This window comes from Spongiibacter sp. UBA1325 (genome assembly GCF_002306875.1).
In the GTDB taxonomy this organism is placed as follows: Bacteria; Pseudomonadota; Gammaproteobacteria; order Pseudomonadales; family Spongiibacteraceae; genus Spongiibacter; species Spongiibacter marinus.
Window position 1 is genome coordinate 187,113 of the sequence record NZ_DBTD01000004.1, and the last position, 15,847, is coordinate 202,959.

16 protein-coding genes are annotated in these 15,847 nt (G+C 57.0%); 6 read left to right on the forward strand and 10 right to left on the reverse strand.

Features of this window, described 5'->3' with window-relative positions; genetic code table 11:
- Positions 1–21: 21 nt before the first annotated feature.
- Both B3K78_RS03755 and B3K78_RS03760 read right to left on the reverse strand, forming a co-directional pair.
- A complete protein-coding gene (locus B3K78_RS03755; RefSeq protein WP_286694353.1) occupies positions 22–978 on the reverse strand; it encodes an AAA family ATPase in 957 nt (318 codons plus the stop codon).
- Between the two features lie 119 nt (positions 979–1,097).
- The gene (locus tag B3K78_RS03760; protein ID WP_286694354.1) at positions 1,098–1,979 is read right to left on the reverse strand and encodes a putative RNA methyltransferase; all 882 of its coding nucleotides are present in this window, start codon (positions 1,977–1,979) and stop codon (positions 1,098–1,100) included.
- A 91-nt stretch (positions 1,980–2,070) separates the two neighbouring features.
- Here B3K78_RS03760 and B3K78_RS03765 point away from each other — a divergent pair, with 91 nt between their 5' ends.
- Positions 2,071–2,994: a glycosyltransferase family A protein gene (locus B3K78_RS03765; RefSeq protein ID WP_036256621.1), complete on the forward strand. Its 924-nt coding sequence runs from the start codon at positions 2,071–2,073 to the stop codon at positions 2,992–2,994.
- An 8-nt stretch (positions 2,995–3,002) separates the two neighbouring features.
- On the opposite strand, the gene B3K78_RS03770 is transcribed toward B3K78_RS03765, so the two are convergent.
- From B3K78_RS03770 to B3K78_RS03800, 7 genes are read right to left on the reverse strand one after another with little or no spacing between them, the layout of a single operon-like run.
- On the reverse strand, positions 3,003–4,472 hold the full coding sequence (locus tag B3K78_RS03770; RefSeq protein ID WP_286694355.1) for an AAA family ATPase: 1,470 nt from the start codon (positions 4,470–4,472) through the stop codon (positions 3,003–3,005).
- A gap of 27 nt (positions 4,473–4,499) precedes the next feature.
- Positions 4,500–5,936: a wax ester/triacylglycerol synthase family O-acyltransferase gene (locus B3K78_RS03775; protein ID WP_286694356.1), complete on the reverse strand. Its 1,437-nt coding sequence runs from the start codon at positions 5,934–5,936 to the stop codon at positions 4,500–4,502.
- A 53-nt stretch (positions 5,937–5,989) separates the two neighbouring features.
- A complete protein-coding gene (locus B3K78_RS03780; protein ID WP_286694357.1) occupies positions 5,990–7,777 on the reverse strand; it encodes an ABCB family ABC transporter ATP-binding protein/permease in 1,788 nt (595 codons plus the stop codon).
- 2 nt (positions 7,778–7,779) lie between these two features.
- Complete coding sequence (locus tag B3K78_RS03785; RefSeq protein WP_286694358.1) at positions 7,780–8,112, reverse strand: DUF3301 domain-containing protein; 333 nt, start codon at positions 8,110–8,112, stop codon at positions 7,780–7,782.
- Positions 8,112–8,411 carry a hypothetical protein gene (locus tag B3K78_RS03790; RefSeq protein ID WP_286694359.1) on the reverse strand — a complete coding sequence of 100 codons (300 nt, stop codon included), beginning with the start codon at positions 8,409–8,411 and terminating at the stop codon, positions 8,112–8,114. Before B3K78_RS03790 ends, B3K78_RS03785 begins: the two co-directional genes overlap by 1 nt.
- A complete protein-coding gene (locus tag B3K78_RS03795; RefSeq protein WP_286694360.1) occupies positions 8,408–8,788 on the reverse strand; it encodes a PH domain-containing protein in 381 nt (126 codons plus the stop codon). Before B3K78_RS03795 ends, B3K78_RS03790 begins: the two co-directional genes overlap by 4 nt.
- A 60-nt stretch (positions 8,789–8,848) precedes the next feature.
- Positions 8,849–9,304, reverse strand: coding sequence for an acyl-CoA thioesterase (locus B3K78_RS03800; protein WP_286694361.1), 456 nt, complete (start codon positions 9,302–9,304; stop codon positions 8,849–8,851).
- A gap of 320 nt (positions 9,305–9,624) precedes the next feature.
- Between B3K78_RS03800 and B3K78_RS03805 the strand changes: the two genes are divergently transcribed.
- Positions 9,625–10,965, forward strand: coding sequence for a hypothetical protein (locus B3K78_RS03805; RefSeq protein WP_286694362.1), 1,341 nt, complete (start codon positions 9,625–9,627; stop codon positions 10,963–10,965).
- A 199-nt stretch (positions 10,966–11,164) separates the two neighbouring features.
- The gene (locus tag B3K78_RS03810) at positions 11,165–12,610 is read left to right on the forward strand and encodes a hypothetical protein (protein ID WP_286694363.1); all 1,446 of its coding nucleotides are present in this window, start codon (positions 11,165–11,167) and stop codon (positions 12,608–12,610) included.
- 44 nt (positions 12,611–12,654) lie between these two features.
- Here B3K78_RS03810 and B3K78_RS03815 read toward each other — a convergent pair whose 3' ends face one another.
- Positions 12,655–13,596 (reverse strand): histone deacetylase family protein, encoded by a 942-nt coding sequence (locus tag B3K78_RS03815; RefSeq protein ID WP_286694364.1) that lies wholly within the window; start codon positions 13,594–13,596, stop codon positions 12,655–12,657.
- A 212-nt stretch (positions 13,597–13,808) separates the two neighbouring features.
- On the opposite strand from B3K78_RS03815, the gene B3K78_RS03820 reads away from it, so the two are divergent.
- From B3K78_RS03820 to B3K78_RS03830, 3 genes are all read left to right on the forward strand, one after another.
- Entirely contained in the window at positions 13,809–14,759 is a 951-nt protein-coding gene (locus tag B3K78_RS03820) for a M23 family metallopeptidase (RefSeq protein WP_286694365.1), read from the forward strand.
- Complete coding sequence (locus tag B3K78_RS03825) at positions 14,663–15,085, forward strand: bactofilin family protein (RefSeq protein ID WP_286694366.1); 423 nt, start codon at positions 14,663–14,665, stop codon at positions 15,083–15,085. The genes B3K78_RS03820 and B3K78_RS03825 overlap by 97 nt, the downstream gene beginning before the upstream one ends.
- A 67-nt stretch (positions 15,086–15,152) precedes the next feature.
- Positions 15,153–15,713: a PhnA domain-containing protein gene (locus tag B3K78_RS03830; protein WP_286694367.1), complete on the forward strand. Its 561-nt coding sequence runs from the start codon at positions 15,153–15,155 to the stop codon at positions 15,711–15,713.
- Positions 15,714–15,847: the final 134 nt, after the last annotated feature.

Below are 15,847 nucleotides of genomic sequence, written 5' to 3' on the forward strand. Positions count from 1 at the left end.
CGTCGCTTTGGCCATAGCGGTTTAGGCAACGGGTACGCAATGAATCAGTCGGTCTATCAATTGGTCGCGGGCAACGCCCTCGGCCTCAGCGGCGAAGCTGATAATTAAACGGTGGCGGAGCACGTCGTGGGCAACAGCTTGGACATCATCCGGGCTAACGTAGTCTCGGCCGGCCAGCCAGGCATGGGCACGCGAGCAGCGGTCCAGGGCGATGGTTGCTCGCGGGCTGGCGCCGACATCGAGCCACTGGTCGAGCTGTTGATCCCACTGGCCGGCATTGCGCGTCGCGACGACCAGTTGCACGATGTACTGCTCCACGGCGTCGGCCATATGAATATCCAAAGCCTGCTGTCTTGCCGAGAATATCGCCTGCTGGCTGATTTGCGGCGCAGCGCTTTGCTCGCCCTGGGCCTCGTTGCGTACGCTGCGCAGAATGGCCAGCTCGGCTTCTGCACTGGGGTAGTCGACATTGACATGCATCAGGAAGCGGTCGAGCTGAGCCTCTGGCAGTGGGTAGGTACCCTCTTGCTCAAGCGGGTTTTGGGTTGCCATTACCAAGAACAAGGAGTCCAGGGCGTAGCTGTGGCTGCCGACGCTGACCTGCCTTTCCGCCATGGCTTCCAGCAGTGCGGACTGCACTTTAGCCGGGGCCCGGTTGATCTCGTCGGCCAGCAACAGATTGTGGAATATGGGGCCGCGCTGGAACTCAAACACGCCGGTTTCGGGGCGATAGATTTCGCTACCGGTGACATCGCCAGGTAGCAGGTCCGGGGTGAACTGAATACGCTGGAAGCTGCCCTCAATGGCATCGGAGAGGGTTTTGATCGCCTTGGTTTTCGCCAGGCCGGGGGCGCCTTCAACCAGCAGGTGGCCGTCTGCCAACAGGGCAATAAGCAGGCGTTGGGTGAGTTGCTGCTGGCCGATAATCTGGCTGTTCAACCAGTCGTGGAGCTGGCTGATGTGTTGGTGTTCGGTCATTTAAGGTCTACCTGTGACAATATTCTTATGTGCCCGATGGTGGGGGCATTTGTGCCATTTTCAAGCGCTGCTGGGGCGAGGTTTAGCAGTGCGCTGCGATCAATAGACCGCGAGCGGCACTATTCATTCCCCTGATCTTCCCCAACAGCGCCATGGCAGCGCAATAACCGCAGCTCTACATCCAGGGTTAGTGATATCGGTGCACTGCTTAACAGCGCTTGCCTAGCTTCGTGGGGGGCGCGGTAGTTGTGGGGTGTCATGCTTAGCAGCTCGTCAAGCTCGCTGCGTGACAGTGCGCGGGTTTGTTGGTGGACGCGCACTCGCCTATGCAAGGGGCCGATAAGTTGTTCTGCCTTGTCCAGGCTCGGTGGCTCGCTGCGCCGCAATTCGGCGTACAGCTTTTCCCGCAATTCCAGTAAGTGGTCGGGGCCGCTGTCCACCTGAAGGTAGTAGCCGCCGTCGCGCAGTAGTCGTGAAAATTCGTTGTACACCGGAAAACCGAAGGCGCAGAGGACAATGTCCTGGCTGGAGGTGGGCAGCGGCACGCTGCGATTGCTGGCAACAATGCCGTTTAGTGAGCGGTTGCGCTGCAGGCAGCAACGCAGCGCCCACTTTGAAATATCCAGGCCGATTGCCGTGACGTTGCCGCCCCGGTCGACCAGCGCTTGTGCGAGTGTGTTGAGGTAGTAGCCATCGCCGCAGCCGGCGTCCAGGACGCTGCATGACGCTGCCTCACCAAATTCGTCGAGCAATAACTGAGTGATGGCATCGGCAATGGGCCGGTATATACCGCGATCCAAAAATTGCTTGCGCGCATTGACCATGGCTTTGCTGTCGCCGGGGTCCTTGGATTTTTTGTGCTGTACCGGCAGCAAGTTGATGTAACCTTGGCGAGCAATATCAAAGCTGTGACCGCGCGGGCAGCGCCACTGTTGATCGCTGCGCTGCATGGCCTCGCCATCAATGGGGCAGCAAAGGTGTTGTAGAGCAAGTAAGGGCATAGTTGTTCACGGTTTGATACAGTGCGCAGCATACAGTGACACAGCTGGGCGACGCCATCGCTCTGACAGAGATTACGGGAATCATTACACGATGTTGAAAAAACTCCGCCAGGAAAAGCGCCAAAAACGCGCATTGGCCGAGGCGATTGACCGCCGGGTTGAGGCCTTGACCCAGCGCTTTGAGGCCGATGCCTTGCATCGCACAGAACGGGGTGTGGCGGAAAATACGCCGCGCCCCATCGTTGTTTCGCTAACCAGTTTCAGCAAGCGCATTCACGATGTGTATTTAACGATTGAGAGTCTGCTTCAGCAGTCCCATAAACCGGACCGTATCGTGTTGTGGCTGTCTGCCGAGGAGTTCAGCGATGCTGATATTCCGGCAATTCTGAAGCGTCAATGCGCGCGCGGGCTGGACATCGAGTTTGTTGAGAAAGATCTCGGCCCCTATACCAAGTTCTTCTACGCCCTGCAGAAATACCCCGAGGCGTTATTACTCACGGTTGACGACGATATTCTTTACCCACAGGACATGGTCGACCAGCTCTATCGCGCTCACTTACAAGCGCCCAATGAGATTCACTGTACGCGCGGCCACCGTATCCGCTTAGACGAAAAGGGCGAGCTGCTGCCCTATAAGCAATGGTGGCGGCGCAATGATGACCGCGACAGCTCGCTAATGATTTTCCCCACAGGCGTGGGTGGTGTGCTGTATTTCCCCGGTTGTTTTGACGACAGCATTGACGACGTTGAGGCCTTTTCCCGTCTGGCTCCCAATGCCGACGACGTATGGTTGAAAGCCATGAGCCTGAAAGCGGGTACCGTGTGCACCATGTTGGAAGGGCGTGGGGTGTGGATGCAGCGTTTTCCAGTGATTGCAGGTAGCCAGGAGGTGTCGTTAAAGCGGCGCAACAAGAGCAAGCGCACCGGCAATGATGAGCAGATCAAAGCCGTGTTTGAAGCCTACGGCTTGCTGCCTGTGCTGCGTGAGGTCGCGGCGCGCGAGCCCGGCTTGTAGCGCCGGGGCTAATCGGCGGGTACCGCGCGTTCCTTGCACCATTGGCGAAGGGCGTCAATACGCTCACTCATTGTAATGGACAGCGGCACGGTGTTACCCAGTTCACCGACGATATGGGCGGTGCTTAGCGCTTCGTCGCGGGCGTTTGCGGTGTAGCCCGCGGCAACAATAGCCTGCTCGATCTCGGCGCCGGTAAACCCTGCGCTTTCCTCAGACAGTACCTCCAAGGAAAAACTGTCGGTTGAGTAGCCGCGTTTTTCCAGGTGAACGGCGAAGATGTCTTCGCGTATTGTCGGTTTGGGCAAGTCGACGAAGAATATTTCATCCAGGCGCCCTTTGCGGATCAATTCGGGCGGCAGGTGTTGGATGGCGTTGGCGGTTGCAACGACAAAAACAGCTTGCTGGCGCTCTGCCATCCACGTTAACAGGGTGCCCAACACCCGTTTGGCGGTGCCGCCATCATTGCTATCGGCGACAATGCCTTTTTCAATTTCATCTATCCACAGCACACAGGGTGACATGGTTTCGGCAAGTGCAAGCGCCTCGCGGACATTGCGCTCCGACTCGCCAAAATACTTGTTAAACAGCGCCCCCATATCCATGCGCAGCAAGGGCAGGCCCCACATACCGGCGACGGCCTTGGCGGCCAGGCTTTTGCCACCGCCTTGAACGCCAACCAGCATAATGCCCTTGGGCGCATCCGTCTGGCGTTGCAGAAACGCAGCCTCACGTTTTTGCAACCAGTCGCGCAGTTTCAGCAGGCCACCGACATGGGCAAAACTCTCTGTGTCGTATTCAAAGCTCAGAACACCGTCCATATCCAGGAGTTGAAACTTGGCTTTGTTGACGGCCTGAATATCTGACTCGGTGATGGCGCCGTCCTGATAGATGGCGCCGCGCGCCAGTTTTCGCGCGTCTTGCAGTGGCAGCCCCCGAAGATTGCTGACCAGCTTGTCCAGGGCGCGGCGGTCGGTGCGGACCTTGCGCCCCTTGTCCTTGGCAAATTGCTGGGCTTCGCGGTGAATCGCGGCGAGCAGTTTGTGGTCTTCGGGCATCGACAGCGTGAAGCGCGCCGTCATGCGCTTGAATTCAGCGGGAATCTGCAATGCATGACTGATAAAAATAAGACACTGCTTTGCCGCCTCTGCTTGCATGGCAATGTCTTTAATCAAGCGTACATTCAGCGGCTCATTGACCAAATACGGGTGGAAGTCACACAAGGCGTATAGCCCCGGTGAATTGGCGGCGCGAATATGTTTGAGCGCAGCCTCTGGCGACGTTGTTTGCGGCAGCGATGGTGAGTCCACGAGGTCGGCACGCCGCAAACCGTCGCTCGCTGACCAGGCATAGAGCGGTTTCGCGAGTTGAACGCCGAGTTTGCTCAGCAGGGTCAGTGCTCGGCGCTCCTCCCAGGTTTCGATAACAATAATCGGGATGCGCGACTCGATGATGAGTCGCAGGTCGTGGCTATTATTCATAGTGCTTTAATGCGTACTCGCGGTAACTTATGCCGGCTCTGCGGTACTGGCTAATGCGCTTTCGTGCAGCTCGTCGTAAGCGCGCTGGATGCACTCCCGGTAAAAGTCGGGGTCGGGCATCATATCGCGACAGGCGGTAAACGACAGGGCGATGATGCCGCGCTTGTTTTGCACGCTGGAATAGACAATGTGGAACAGGCCGACGTTGGGCAACAGCGGTCCAAAGTTCATGCCATTAACTAAGCGGGCGCCGCAGAAATACAGCTGCTCGCGCGGGCCGGGAACGTTGGTTATCACGGTGTTAAAGATTACCGCTGCCTCGGACAGGCCTGTACTTGAGGCGGCGCGCAGCGCGAGCTGCAGAACTCCGCCATGTAATACATCGGTGACATCCACCGCAACACGAGGCCCCAGCGCGTTGGCATAGGCTTTGGACTCCAGCGAGGCTTGCTGAATGTGGGTCAGGCGCTCCATAGGGTCGGCGATGGTGCTGCACAGTGACACGGTCATAAAGCCGACCATATTTCCGCCGCTGTTTTGCTCGGCGGCGCTGCGCACATCAATGGGGCAGCCGCCAACCAGGGTTTTTTCCGGTAATTCCCCCTTGGCGCTGAGGTAGTGACGCAGCGCGCCAGACACGATGCACAGCATCACATCATTAATCGTGGCGCCCTCGCAGTGCTGTTTGATGCTGCGTAGCTCGGCGAAGTCAAAATTCACAGAGTCGACCACGCGGTGGGGGGACAGTTTTCCCTGAAAGCGCGTGCGCTGCTTGTCGTCGAGGCTTCGGAAGTCATTCTCTTTCCTACCGCGGCGGATACGCTGCCAGGCGGGCACCAAGTTGCCCACCAGTTTGGCGGTCTTAAGGGGTTTGCGCAGATTATTTGCTGCGGCCTTCTTCAGTATGTCGCTTCGAGTAAGCATGGATTCATGCTCAGTGTCCGGCACCGGGATATCTTCAACGGTTGGGCTGAGGTCATGCAGCAGGGGAAGCAGACGCGCCCCCGTGGCGCCATCCATAGAGGCATGATGAACTTTTAGCAGCACTGCGAAGCAGTTCTCCGGGAGTCCGGGGACGTTGTCCAGGCCCTCGATGACGTACATTTCCCACAGCGGCTTTTCCATATCGAGCGGGCGCGAGTGGATACGGGCAGCGAGAATACACAGCTGCCGCCAATCACCTGGCTTGGGTAGTGCCATGTGGTGGATATGGCGTTCGACATCGGGGTCTTCGACTTCTTCCCACCACGGCTGGTCCAGGCCCCAGGGCACGCGCTGCAGTTGGCGGGTGAAGATCGGTGACAGCGGCGCCCGGGCGCTGATTAACTCAATAATCTGTTTGAAGCGAACCAAACCGCCGTCGGCGCTGGATTGGTCGTAAATGCCGAGGCTACTGATATGCTGCGGTATGCCCGCTGCCTCGGTATGGATGAACATGGCATCTTGGCCGGAAAGCTGGTGCATAGTGCTACCCCCTGCTGAATTTTATTGTTGTGTCTCGAGCCTTTTCTCGGCCCTTAGTCGCCTTGCCGCTGGCGTTGTTGTAGTGACCATAGTTGAGCATAGTGGCCCTCGGCTGCAAGCAATTGTTGATGATTACCCTGCTCAACAATACGGCCCTCGTGCAGCACCACAATGGTATCGGCATCGACAATGGTCGATAGCCGGTGCGCGATCACAAGCATACTGTGTTGTCTGGCAATGTCTCGCATGGCGGCAAGAATGGCTTGCTCTGACTTGCTGTCCAGTGAGGACGTGGCTTCATCAAAGACAATAATTGGCGCGCCCTTGAGTAGCGCCCGGGCAATTGCCACGCGCTGTTTCTCGCCGCCTGATAATTTTAAGCCGCGCTCGCCCACCAGCGTGTCGGCACCAGCGGGTAGGCTTTGAATAAAGTCTTGCAAGTGGGCAAGGCGAATGGCTTCGTCGATGTCCTCATCGCTGGCATCGACCCGGCCGTAGCGGATATTGTCGCGGATGCTCTGGTTGAATAGCACGGTATCCTGGGGGACGATGCCGAGAACACTGCGCAGCGACTGTTGGCTGACGGTGGCGATGTTCTGGCCATCGATTAAAATTTGCCCGCTGTCGACATCGTAAAAACGAAATAAAAGTTTCAGTAAGGTGGACTTGCCCGCGCCGCTGCTGCCGACGATGGCGACTTTTTTGCGCGGCGGTAGGCGGAAACTAATATCGCGGAGAATCTGCCGGTCGCGGTCGTAAGCAAAGCAAACCTGGCTGAACTCCAGTTCTGCATCACGAACCGATAGCGAGGGCGCGCCGGCCTTATCGGTAACGCTGGCACGTTGGCGCAGCAGGGCGAACATCGCTTCAATATTCGCCATTGAGCCTTTCATTTCCCGGTAGACAAAGCCAAGAAAATTCAGCGGCATGAAAATCTGCATCATAAAGGCGTTGATCAACACAAAATCGCCGATGGTCATGCTGCCCGACAGGGTGTCTTTGGCGGCCAGCAGCATTGCCGATGTCATCGCGGTTGCAATGATAAAGGCCTGGCCGGCGTTCAGGGCAAACAGGCTGAGACGGTTCTGACGTCTCGCTCGCTCCCACTGCGCCAGCTCGTTGTCGTAGCACTGGGCTTCGTAGTCTTCATTGCCAAAGTATTTCACGGTTTCGAAGTTGAGCAGGCTGTCGACAGCGCGACTGCTGCTGCGCGATTCGGCAACATTGGCACGGCGTATAAAGCCGGTGCGCCACTCTGTTGCCACCACGGAAAACCCGACATAACTCACCACGGCCAGAAGTACGATCAGGGCGTAATACACGCTGTATTGCCAGCCCAGTAGTACCAATACCATGCCGATCTCAATAAATGTCGGCACGATGTTAAACACCATAAAGCGCAGTAAAAAGCTGATGCCATTGGTGCCGCGTTCGATATCGCGAGACAGGCCGCCAGTGCGGCGGTTTAGGTGAAAATCCAGGTCCAGTTGGTGCAGGTGCTTGAATACCGACAGACCAATGCGCCGCATCGCACGCTCAGTAACGCGGCCAAACAGAGTATCGCGTAGCTCGCCGAATAATACGTTGGCAAAGCGCAGACCGCCGTAGGCCAGCAGCAGGCCGATCGGTGCAAGTGTCAGTGCGTTCAGCCCGCTGGTGTCCAGGTAGTCGACGATATGTTTTAAGGCAAAGGGCAGGCCGACACTGGCCAGCTTTGCCGCGATGAGGCACAGCAGTGCCAGGCCGATGCGCGGCATATGGGGGCGGAGGTAGGGTAGCAGCTCTAGCAGGGTACGGGCGCTTACCCGTTGGTCTTCAGAATAGGGAGTGTGCCCGTGCATAGCTAGTGAAGTCTCTCGTCGGGAAGCCGGTGTGCTTGCAGCTCAATATTTTCAATATGCTTGCCCAGAGTAATAATGCGGCCCTGATAGCGCTCGTCACCTTGAGCGCTGAACTCGAAATGATAGCGGCGCCACACATGAATCTGCCCCCTGCGATTGCGCTTCCACCACAGTGCGCGGAGCGCAATATTTTCATCGAGTAACTGCAGCTGATGTGCGGCCAAGTGTCGCTTAACAGCGATCAGGCAGTGCTCTCGTACCCCGACCGATGCCCAGAGGTGGTAGAGCACTATGCAAAGAAGAATAAGGGCGACCAAGTCGCTGAGTTGCAACACTAAAATATCCAGGCAATGAATAGCCAAAATATCAGGAAGAAGCTCACAAAGCCGCCAAGCATGAACTGCAGCTCACCGAGCAGGCCATCCCCTGCCGCAAAGGCGAACACGACTAAGGTGGCCACCGTGACAAAAAAAGCGATGACGGCGGCATTGCGCAAGTCGAGGCCGGGGGTGAAGTGCTGGTCAATGAAGCCGGCAACCAATGGCAGCATCATAGCTGTTGCAGCGCCCAGCAGGAGCAGCAATCCAAGTAGTAGGCCGCCAATTTTTAAGACTTGCTGGCGGTCTGTGCTCATTGCTCGTCAACTTGGCTGGCTTTTACCAGTTCCCTGAATACCTCGGGGCGGGGCATGCCGCTAGCCTGTACCTCGGCCTTGTCACCCGCCGTAAAGATGCTCAGGGTGCCAACGCCGAACAAGCGGTTCATTAGAGACTGACTGATTTTAACAGTGCGAATACTCGACGTGTTGAGCTCGGTGCGGTCTTTGTTCAGCAGGCCCTGCTCAAGCACGATCTCGTTGCCATTAATTTCAAGGCGAGTGGCTTTGCACTTAAGGTACCAATAAAGCAGGATCAAAATGCCAATCCCAACCGGCACCAACAGCAGCGCGAGAATGAAGCCGAATGGCTTGTTGCGAAACATGGCGGGGTGTTCTGCGTATTGTTGGCTCACTTGTATCTCTCTTTATTCTACAGGGTTGCTACATTCTACACGCTATCTGGAGGCTGTGAATTACGTTTCTGTGGCGATAACCGCTGGTCCGTAGCGCTGGTTAAATACCGGCGGCATGCGGCGCGGCTTGCCGTTGCTCAGCCGAATGCATACCAGCTGCCAGCGCGCCCGAAGAAGGGTAGCGCCGTCGCGAGAGCGTTTTAATTGAAAGCGTCGCTCCATCGTAAGGCGCTGGTCGCTAGCCGTTAACCACGTGGCCATTTCGCACTCTTCATCTAAAAAAGCTGCAGCGACATAGTCATACTCCGCATGCCGAATAACCATTGCGGCATCGAGCTGATGGTAGTCGTCCAGATTTAGCCCCAGCTCAACGGAATGTTGCCAGCCAACCCGCTGGCACCAGCTCACGTACACACCGTTGTTCACATGGCCGAGGCCGTCAATATCTTCGCGGCTGACACTCAGGCTTTGGGTGAACGGGGCGGGCAGGTCCCAATCGGAGTTTACAATTGTCATAGCCTTTCCCTTTGCCAAAACGGTATTATGGCGACTGCCGCGAAGAAGGGAAGCGTGTGAACTGTGGGTTTGTGTCACAGTGAGCAGAGTGGCAGCTTAGTTAACTCGTTTTTTTGTGATGCAGGTCTCAAAAAGCGCGGGGTTTTCCGCGTCTACTTCGGTTTTCCCTTACTTCGCCTATTTCCCACTGCTGGTTCAATGTACACACATGCCCCATCAGTGGATGAGGCGCTTCGGCGTTGGCATGGCGGTGTGAATGCACAGCTCTCCCCCTATTGTTGGCAGGCACCTCGATACCTGTTTTTACGGAGTTACAGAACATGTTCAAACTTAATAAATTTAATCGCGCTGGCCTGCTCGGCCTAAGCGCTGCGGTGCTTCTTACCGCTTGCGGTGGCGGCGGTGGTGGCGGTTCGAGCTCAGGCGGCTCGGGCGAGCAAGCGACCTACCAAGGTGTAGAAGGCCCATTAGACATGGTTCAAGAGCCGCTGTCTGAGCAAGTGCTGGGGCAAATTGCCTCTGCAGCCGCTGGCACACCGCTGGAAGGCGCTGTGCAGTGTGTGGATCAAGTTGTTGTCCAAGACACAGTGGATATTCTCGATAGTATCCTGGCCGCGGTTAACCCCGACTCGATCAATGATCCCCAGCAAGCGTTTGCCGATGCTGCAACGAATGCCCAGCTGGCAGTAACGGAGCTGTTGTCAGATTTGCCGGTATTGCTGACTTCTCTGGCAGGGCAGGGCGACTGTACTGGCCCGAGTGGCGCACCGATGGGCAGCAACCCGCTGGCAGGTACCCCTCTTGCCCCGCTGGGTGACGCGTTGGCTCCGCTGCTAACTGCAGCAGGCGGCAGCGGTTTTGGCAATGGTGAAAACCTGGATCTGACAGCGCTGCAAGCACTGACTGATCAACTGTCTTCAGCATTTAACGAAGGTCTGGCCAATCTGCCCGCAGAAGTGGCCGACGCGCCAGTTCTTGGTGGTCTGCTGACTACCCTGCAAACGACCTTTAACGATTTGGACACGACTATTGGTGCCCTCGACGATGCCTCTGGCGACGAGACGGCTGGCGCTATCGCGACGACTCTGGATAACTTGCTCAGCAACCTGCTGACTCAAGTTGTTCCTGTCGAGTTCATCGAAGAGCAAGCTGGTCAGCCCGGTGCGGTTAGCAGCCAGATTAAAGATGGTATCGGTCAGGTAACGGCGCAGTTGGACAACGGTCTTGGCGCGGTGCTGGACCCTGCATTCGGTGCACTGTTCGGTGGCGCTCTGGATCCACTGTTTAGCGGTTTGAACATGCTGCTGACACCGATTGGTGAGGCGATTACTGGCGGTCTGGCTTCAGGCGGCTCTGGCGCTGGCCCAACTGGCACACCTCTCGATGCCTTGCTGGCACCCCTGGAAGGTGTATTTGCTGCCCTGACTGGTGGCGGTAGTGGCGACGGCCTGACTGGCACACCGCTTGACCTGTTGCTCGACCCGCTGGCTTCAGCATTGGGCGGCGGTGGTTCTTGCCCCTTGGCAGAAACGCCTCTGAACCCGCTTTGCACCGTGGTTGATGGCCTGTTATCCGGTCTTGGTGGTGGCGGTAACCCACTGGATCTGTTGACAGATTTGCTCGACACCATTCTGGGCCCCCTGTTGGGCGGTCTGGGCTAAGCGCTTCGCGTCAGTGATGAAAAGGCGGCCAACAGGTCGCCTTTTTTTTGCCCGCGACTATGAATAACTCGGTTTTTCCGTACATCGAAAACAGTGCCGTATTGGTTGAATACAGTGTGGCGTCGGGAAGGGAAAACGATGATCGGCGCCGGGTGCAGAGCCTTTCTGTACCCAATGGCGACTTAAGGGAGTAAAGCCTATGTTGAAATTATCCTCATTATATCGCGCCTTCATACTGGCATTCAGTGTCAGCTTGGCACTTAGTGCCTGCGGAGGCTCGAGCAGCAGTAGCAGTAATAACCCCAGCAGTATTCCCGATGGCGGTAATGGCGCCGATGACGGCGGCTCCGGTGATGGCGGCAATGATGGTGGTTCTGATGGCGGCGGGTCCGGGTCGGGCTCCGACAACGGCGGCTCAAATGATGGCGGAGATGAGACAAGCCGTTATCAGGGAGTAGAAGGACCGCTGGATGTGATTCAGCAGCCCCTGTCTGAGCAGGTGTTTGGTGGCTTGGCGTCGGCAGCTGAAGGCACGCCGTTAGAAGCCAGCATCAGTTGTCTGGATCAAGTCGTCGCGCAAGATACTGTCGATATTCTGGACGCGGTGCTCGCCGCCGTAAACCCCGAGTCGGCGGCGGATCCGCAGCAAGCCTTTGCGGCAGCGGCGGAGAATGTGCAGCTGGCGAGCAACGAGCTACTGGCTGATTTGCCGGGGTTGTTAATGTCGCTTGCAGGGCAGGGCGATTGCGACGGTAGCGCTAGCCCCGGCGGTGACAACCCACTTGCCGGAACACCCCTGGCGCCCTTGGGTGAAGCCCTTGCACCGCTGCTGAATGCCGGTGGTGGTGGCAGCGCTGATGGCGATCTCGACCTGACCGCACTGACCGTACTCACCGGCCAGTTAAGCGATGCATTCGAAGAAGGTTTGAGCAATTTGCCGGCCGAGGTGATGTCGGCGCCGGTCTTGGGTGGCGCACTGACAACCCTGAGTGTGACCTTCGCCGACCTTGATAATACCGTGGTGGCCCTGGACAGTGGCAACGGCGTATTGACGGCATTTCGCGTGTCGCAGACCGTTGAGCACCTGCTAAAAAATGTACTGACCGACATTGTTCCAGTCACGTTTATCGAAGAGCAGGCCGGGCAGCAGGGTGTTGTGTCCGACCAGATCAATAGCGGTGTCGAAGCGTTAAGTTCACAGCTTCTCGGTGGTTTGGCGGTTGTGCTGGCACCCACCTTTGATCAGTTGTTTGGTGGTGCCGCAGCACAGTTATTCGCTGGCGTGAATACCATTTTGACCCCATTGGGTGAGGTGCTGAGCGACAGTGTGAATGGCGGCGGTTCTGGCGCTGGCCCCACGGGTACGCCTCTCGATGCTCTGCTTGCTCCACTCGAGTCACTGGCTGCGGCGTTGCAGGGCGGCGGTAGTGATGGTGGGTTGACTGGCACGCCCCTGGACTTGCTGCTGGATCCCATTGCGTCGGCGTTAAGTGGTGGCGGGTGCCCGCTAGAGGGGACGCCGCTAGCAGTACTCTGTTCGGCAGTGGATCAGCTTCAGTCGGCTGTCTCCCAGCAGCCGGGGGCAGACCCGCTGGCACTGCTGACAGATACCCTGAAAGGTCTACTGGGTGGTTTGATCCCCTAAGCGTTTCGGCGACCCCCTGCAGGGCGGCTTGTTAGCCGCCCTTTTTATTGCTCTTGCAAAAAGCGGCGCTGGGCTTCTTCAACAACGATGGCGTGTCGTCTGGCCAGTGCCTTGCGATCATCGTCGTAGCCACCGCCAATGACTGTTGCAACTGGGATGCCCGCTGAGCGACAGCGCTCGATGACCATGCGGTCGCGCTGGCGAATGCCGTTTTCACTGACCTTTAGCAGGCCCAGTGGGTCGCCGGCATAGATATCCACGCCAGCATCGTAAATCACCAGCTCCGGGCGGGCGCTGGCCAATGCCGTTTCCAGGGTGTCGCTGACAATACTCAGGTATTGATCGTCCTCACAGTTGCTGGCCACCTCAACATCCAGATCGCTGCAGGCTTTGCGCGCGGGAAAATTTTTCGCACCGTGTACGGAGCAGGTAAAGGCGGCGGGCTCGTCAGCGAGAATGGTGGCCGTGCCATCGCCCTGATGAACGTCGCAATCAAAGATCAACAAGCGCTTCACCCGGCCCTGAGCAAGCAGGGCTTTAGCGGCGACAGCCAAGTCGTTGAATACGCAAAAGCCAGAGCCGAAGTCGCGATGGGCGTGGTGAGTGCCCCCGGCAAGGTGGCAGGCGATGCCGTGGCGCAGGGCCAACTGAGCGGTCAAGAAACTGCCATTCGGCGAGATCCAGCTGCGCGTAACCAAGCCCTCGCTCCAGGGCAGTCCCAGGCGCCGCGAGGCCTGTTTGTCCAGGGTATTGCTGGTGAAGCGCTTGATGTAGTCACCGCAGTGAGCGAGTTGCAACAGCTCGGGTCGGGCTTTTCCCGGCCGATAGACGTTGCTTGGAGAGAGAATATGTTGACCGGCTAAATACTGATTTAGCAGGCCAAACTTTTCCATCGGAAAGCGGTGCTTTTGATCAAAGGAATAGCTGTAGACAGGGTTGGTGACCAATGGCAGTTGCTTCATAGGCAGAGGTAATCGTTCTGTCATTATTGGCACATATCGTGCGTTGCTGTTGGGCGAAAGCGCACCGCAACGGCCGTGGATCTGTCGGGCGGTGGTCGCGAAGATTGTCCCGTTGGTCAGTCTTTGTGTAGTATTGCCTCATTTTGCGCATCTCGCTCACCGTTTTGAGCGGGTGCACACTCCGGGGCGTCCCTACTAATTGCGCCCTAAATCGGTGCAGCGATGACAGGTTGGCTATGCGGGATCACTACCAAATAACCGTTACGAGTTTTGAGCGAACGCGGCATTATCGCGTACCACAATTTATTAAGCACCTTGCCACGGGCTTCGTTGCTGTGCTTGGGCTGTTATTTGCCGGCGGTGTGCTGGCTATTTACGTACTCAGCAATAAGCTCGATGCAATGGACCAAGAGCTTTCTCGCCTTCATGTCCAGCAATCCGAAATTCGCGCAGAGAATACGGCTTTACTGCAAGAGCAGCAACGACTGCAAAATTCCGTTGAAGAAAAAGTGGCAGCCCTGTCTATGATGGGCGAGGAATTAGGCAGCATTGAGGCGATGATGGGCCTGTCTCCTAATCCGGATGCCGAGATCGAATTTCGCTTGGATACCGCAAGCCAAACAGCGCAGGAGAAGCGCTATATGCTCACTGCCATTCCCAGTGGCTACCCGCTGGAAGAGGCCAAAGTCACGAGCTTCTACGGTATGCGAAAGCACCCGGTATTGGGGAAAATGAAATTGCATGGCGGGGCCGATCTGCGCGCCCGCATCGGTACCCCGGTGTATGCTACGGCCAATGGTGTTGTGGAGTGGGCGGGGTACAACGATGGCGGTTTTGGAAAGATGGTGAAGTTGAGTCATAACTTTGGCTTTACCACGGTATACGGACATTTAAGTAAGTCGACAGTGGCTGTTGGCGACTATGTAAAGCAGGGAGAGCTGATTGGTTACAGCGGGAATACGGGCTTGTCCAGCGCTCCCCATTTGCACTACGAAGTTCGCCACTTGCATCGGCGTCTGGCTCCGCGAAGTTTTATGGAGTGGTCGCTGGAAAACTATGACGGGCTTTTCAAGCGCGAGGAGAGGATAAAGTGGGACTCATTAGCAAAAACAGTAAGAGATCAGACAGCCCTGCCCGAACGACGATTATCGCTGCGGGGACCCATTTCGTCGGGGACTTCGAGTTAAAAGACAGCTTTCACTTAGATGGCTCGGTAGACGGCAATATCACCTCGCAGGCTGACGTGACCATCGGTGTGAGCGGGCATTTTAAGGGCGATATAAAGGCCAAGCGTGTGCTAGTGAGCGGCAGGCTCGATGGCAAGGTTGATGCCGACTACATTGAAATTGTGGCGTCAGGGCAGGTGAATGGCGATATCCGGGTGCGCGAGCTGGCCATTGAGTCGGGAGGCCAGTTTATCGGCGCAAGCCATGTTAAAAAACACGACACGCCAGTACTGACACCCGTCGACGCTAGTGCTGAGGCAGACAGTAACGACCGCGCGGCTGGCTGATTGTCAGCGCCTTCACCGCAGCGGCTGCAGATCGTTTATAATGCGCGGCTTTTGCTTGGAGGCAATCATGGCAATCGATCAGGCGTTAATGCAGCGCAGCCAGGGACAGTGCGAGCTGTGTGGCAGTAGTGACGGGCTCAGCGCGTATGAGGTTAGCGGTTCAGAGCAGCCAGCGTCGGTGGTAGTTTGTGATGAATGCCTTGCGCAGATTGCCGGTGACGATGCCCTGCAAGCGGCGCGCTGGCACTGCCTGAATCAAAGTGTATGGAGCACTGAACCCGCTGTTCAGGTGCTTTCCTATCGAATGTTACATCGCCTGAGTAGCGAGCCCTGGGCGCAAGACCTGCTGGATATGGTGTTTCTTGATGAGCCCCTGCAGAAATGGGCCGACGCAGGGCTGGCCGATAGCGACCAGGTGGCAACTGTTGACGCCAACGGTGCGGTACTTCAGGCCGGCGATAGCGTTACCCTGATCAAAGACCTTAACGTCAAAGGCACCAGTTTCACCGCCAAACGCGGCACTGCCGTTCGCAATATCTCCCTTAGCGACAACCCCGAGCATATTGAAGGGCGTGTCAATGGCACGCGCATTGTGATCATTAGTAAGTTTGTTAAAAAATCCAGCTAATCTTTTCCCCGCAGTGCGACCGGGTTGCACTCGCGGGGCCTGTCTCTTTAGATAGCCATAATTGCCTCCAGCCCTGTTGTCGGTGGCTTATTTGGGTCCGCCAAACCTCGCTTCCTTCGCCTCGTTAGAGGCAA

Coding starts and splice junctions, on each gene's coding strand:
- B3K78_RS03815 (WP_286694364.1), bottom strand. CDS start 13,596: ATGACAGAACGATTACCTCTGCCTATGAAGCAACTGCCATTGGTCACC.
- B3K78_RS03805 (WP_286694362.1), top strand. CDS start 9,625: ATGTTCAAACTTAATAAATTTAATCGCGCTGGCCTGCTCGGCCTAAGC.
- B3K78_RS03760 (WP_286694354.1), bottom strand. CDS start 1,979: ATGCCCTTACTTGCTCTACAACACCTTTGCTGCCCCATTGATGGCGAG.
- B3K78_RS03770 (WP_286694355.1), bottom strand. CDS start 4,472: ATGAATAATAGCCACGACCTGCGACTCATCATCGAGTCGCGCATCCCG.
- B3K78_RS03765 (WP_036256621.1), top strand. CDS start 2,071: ATGTTGAAAAAACTCCGCCAGGAAAAGCGCCAAAAACGCGCATTGGCC.
- B3K78_RS03820 (WP_286694365.1), top strand. CDS start 13,809: ATGCGGGATCACTACCAAATAACCGTTACGAGTTTTGAGCGAACGCGG.
- B3K78_RS03755 (WP_286694353.1), bottom strand. CDS start 978: ATGACCGAACACCAACACATCAGCCAGCTCCACGACTGGTTGAACAGC.
- B3K78_RS03830 (WP_286694367.1), top strand. CDS start 15,153: ATGGCAATCGATCAGGCGTTAATGCAGCGCAGCCAGGGACAGTGCGAG.
- B3K78_RS03800 (WP_286694361.1), bottom strand. CDS start 9,304: ATGACAATTGTAAACTCCGATTGGGACCTGCCCGCCCCGTTCACCCAA.
- B3K78_RS03775 (WP_286694356.1), bottom strand. CDS start 5,936: ATGCACCAGCTTTCCGGCCAAGATGCCATGTTCATCCATACCGAGGCA.
- B3K78_RS03780 (WP_286694357.1), bottom strand. CDS start 7,777: ATGCACGGGCACACTCCCTATTCTGAAGACCAACGGGTAAGCGCCCGT.
- B3K78_RS03810 (WP_286694363.1), top strand. CDS start 11,165: ATGTTGAAATTATCCTCATTATATCGCGCCTTCATACTGGCATTCAGT.
- B3K78_RS03790 (WP_286694359.1), bottom strand. CDS start 8,411: ATGAGCACAGACCGCCAGCAAGTCTTAAAAATTGGCGGCCTACTACTT.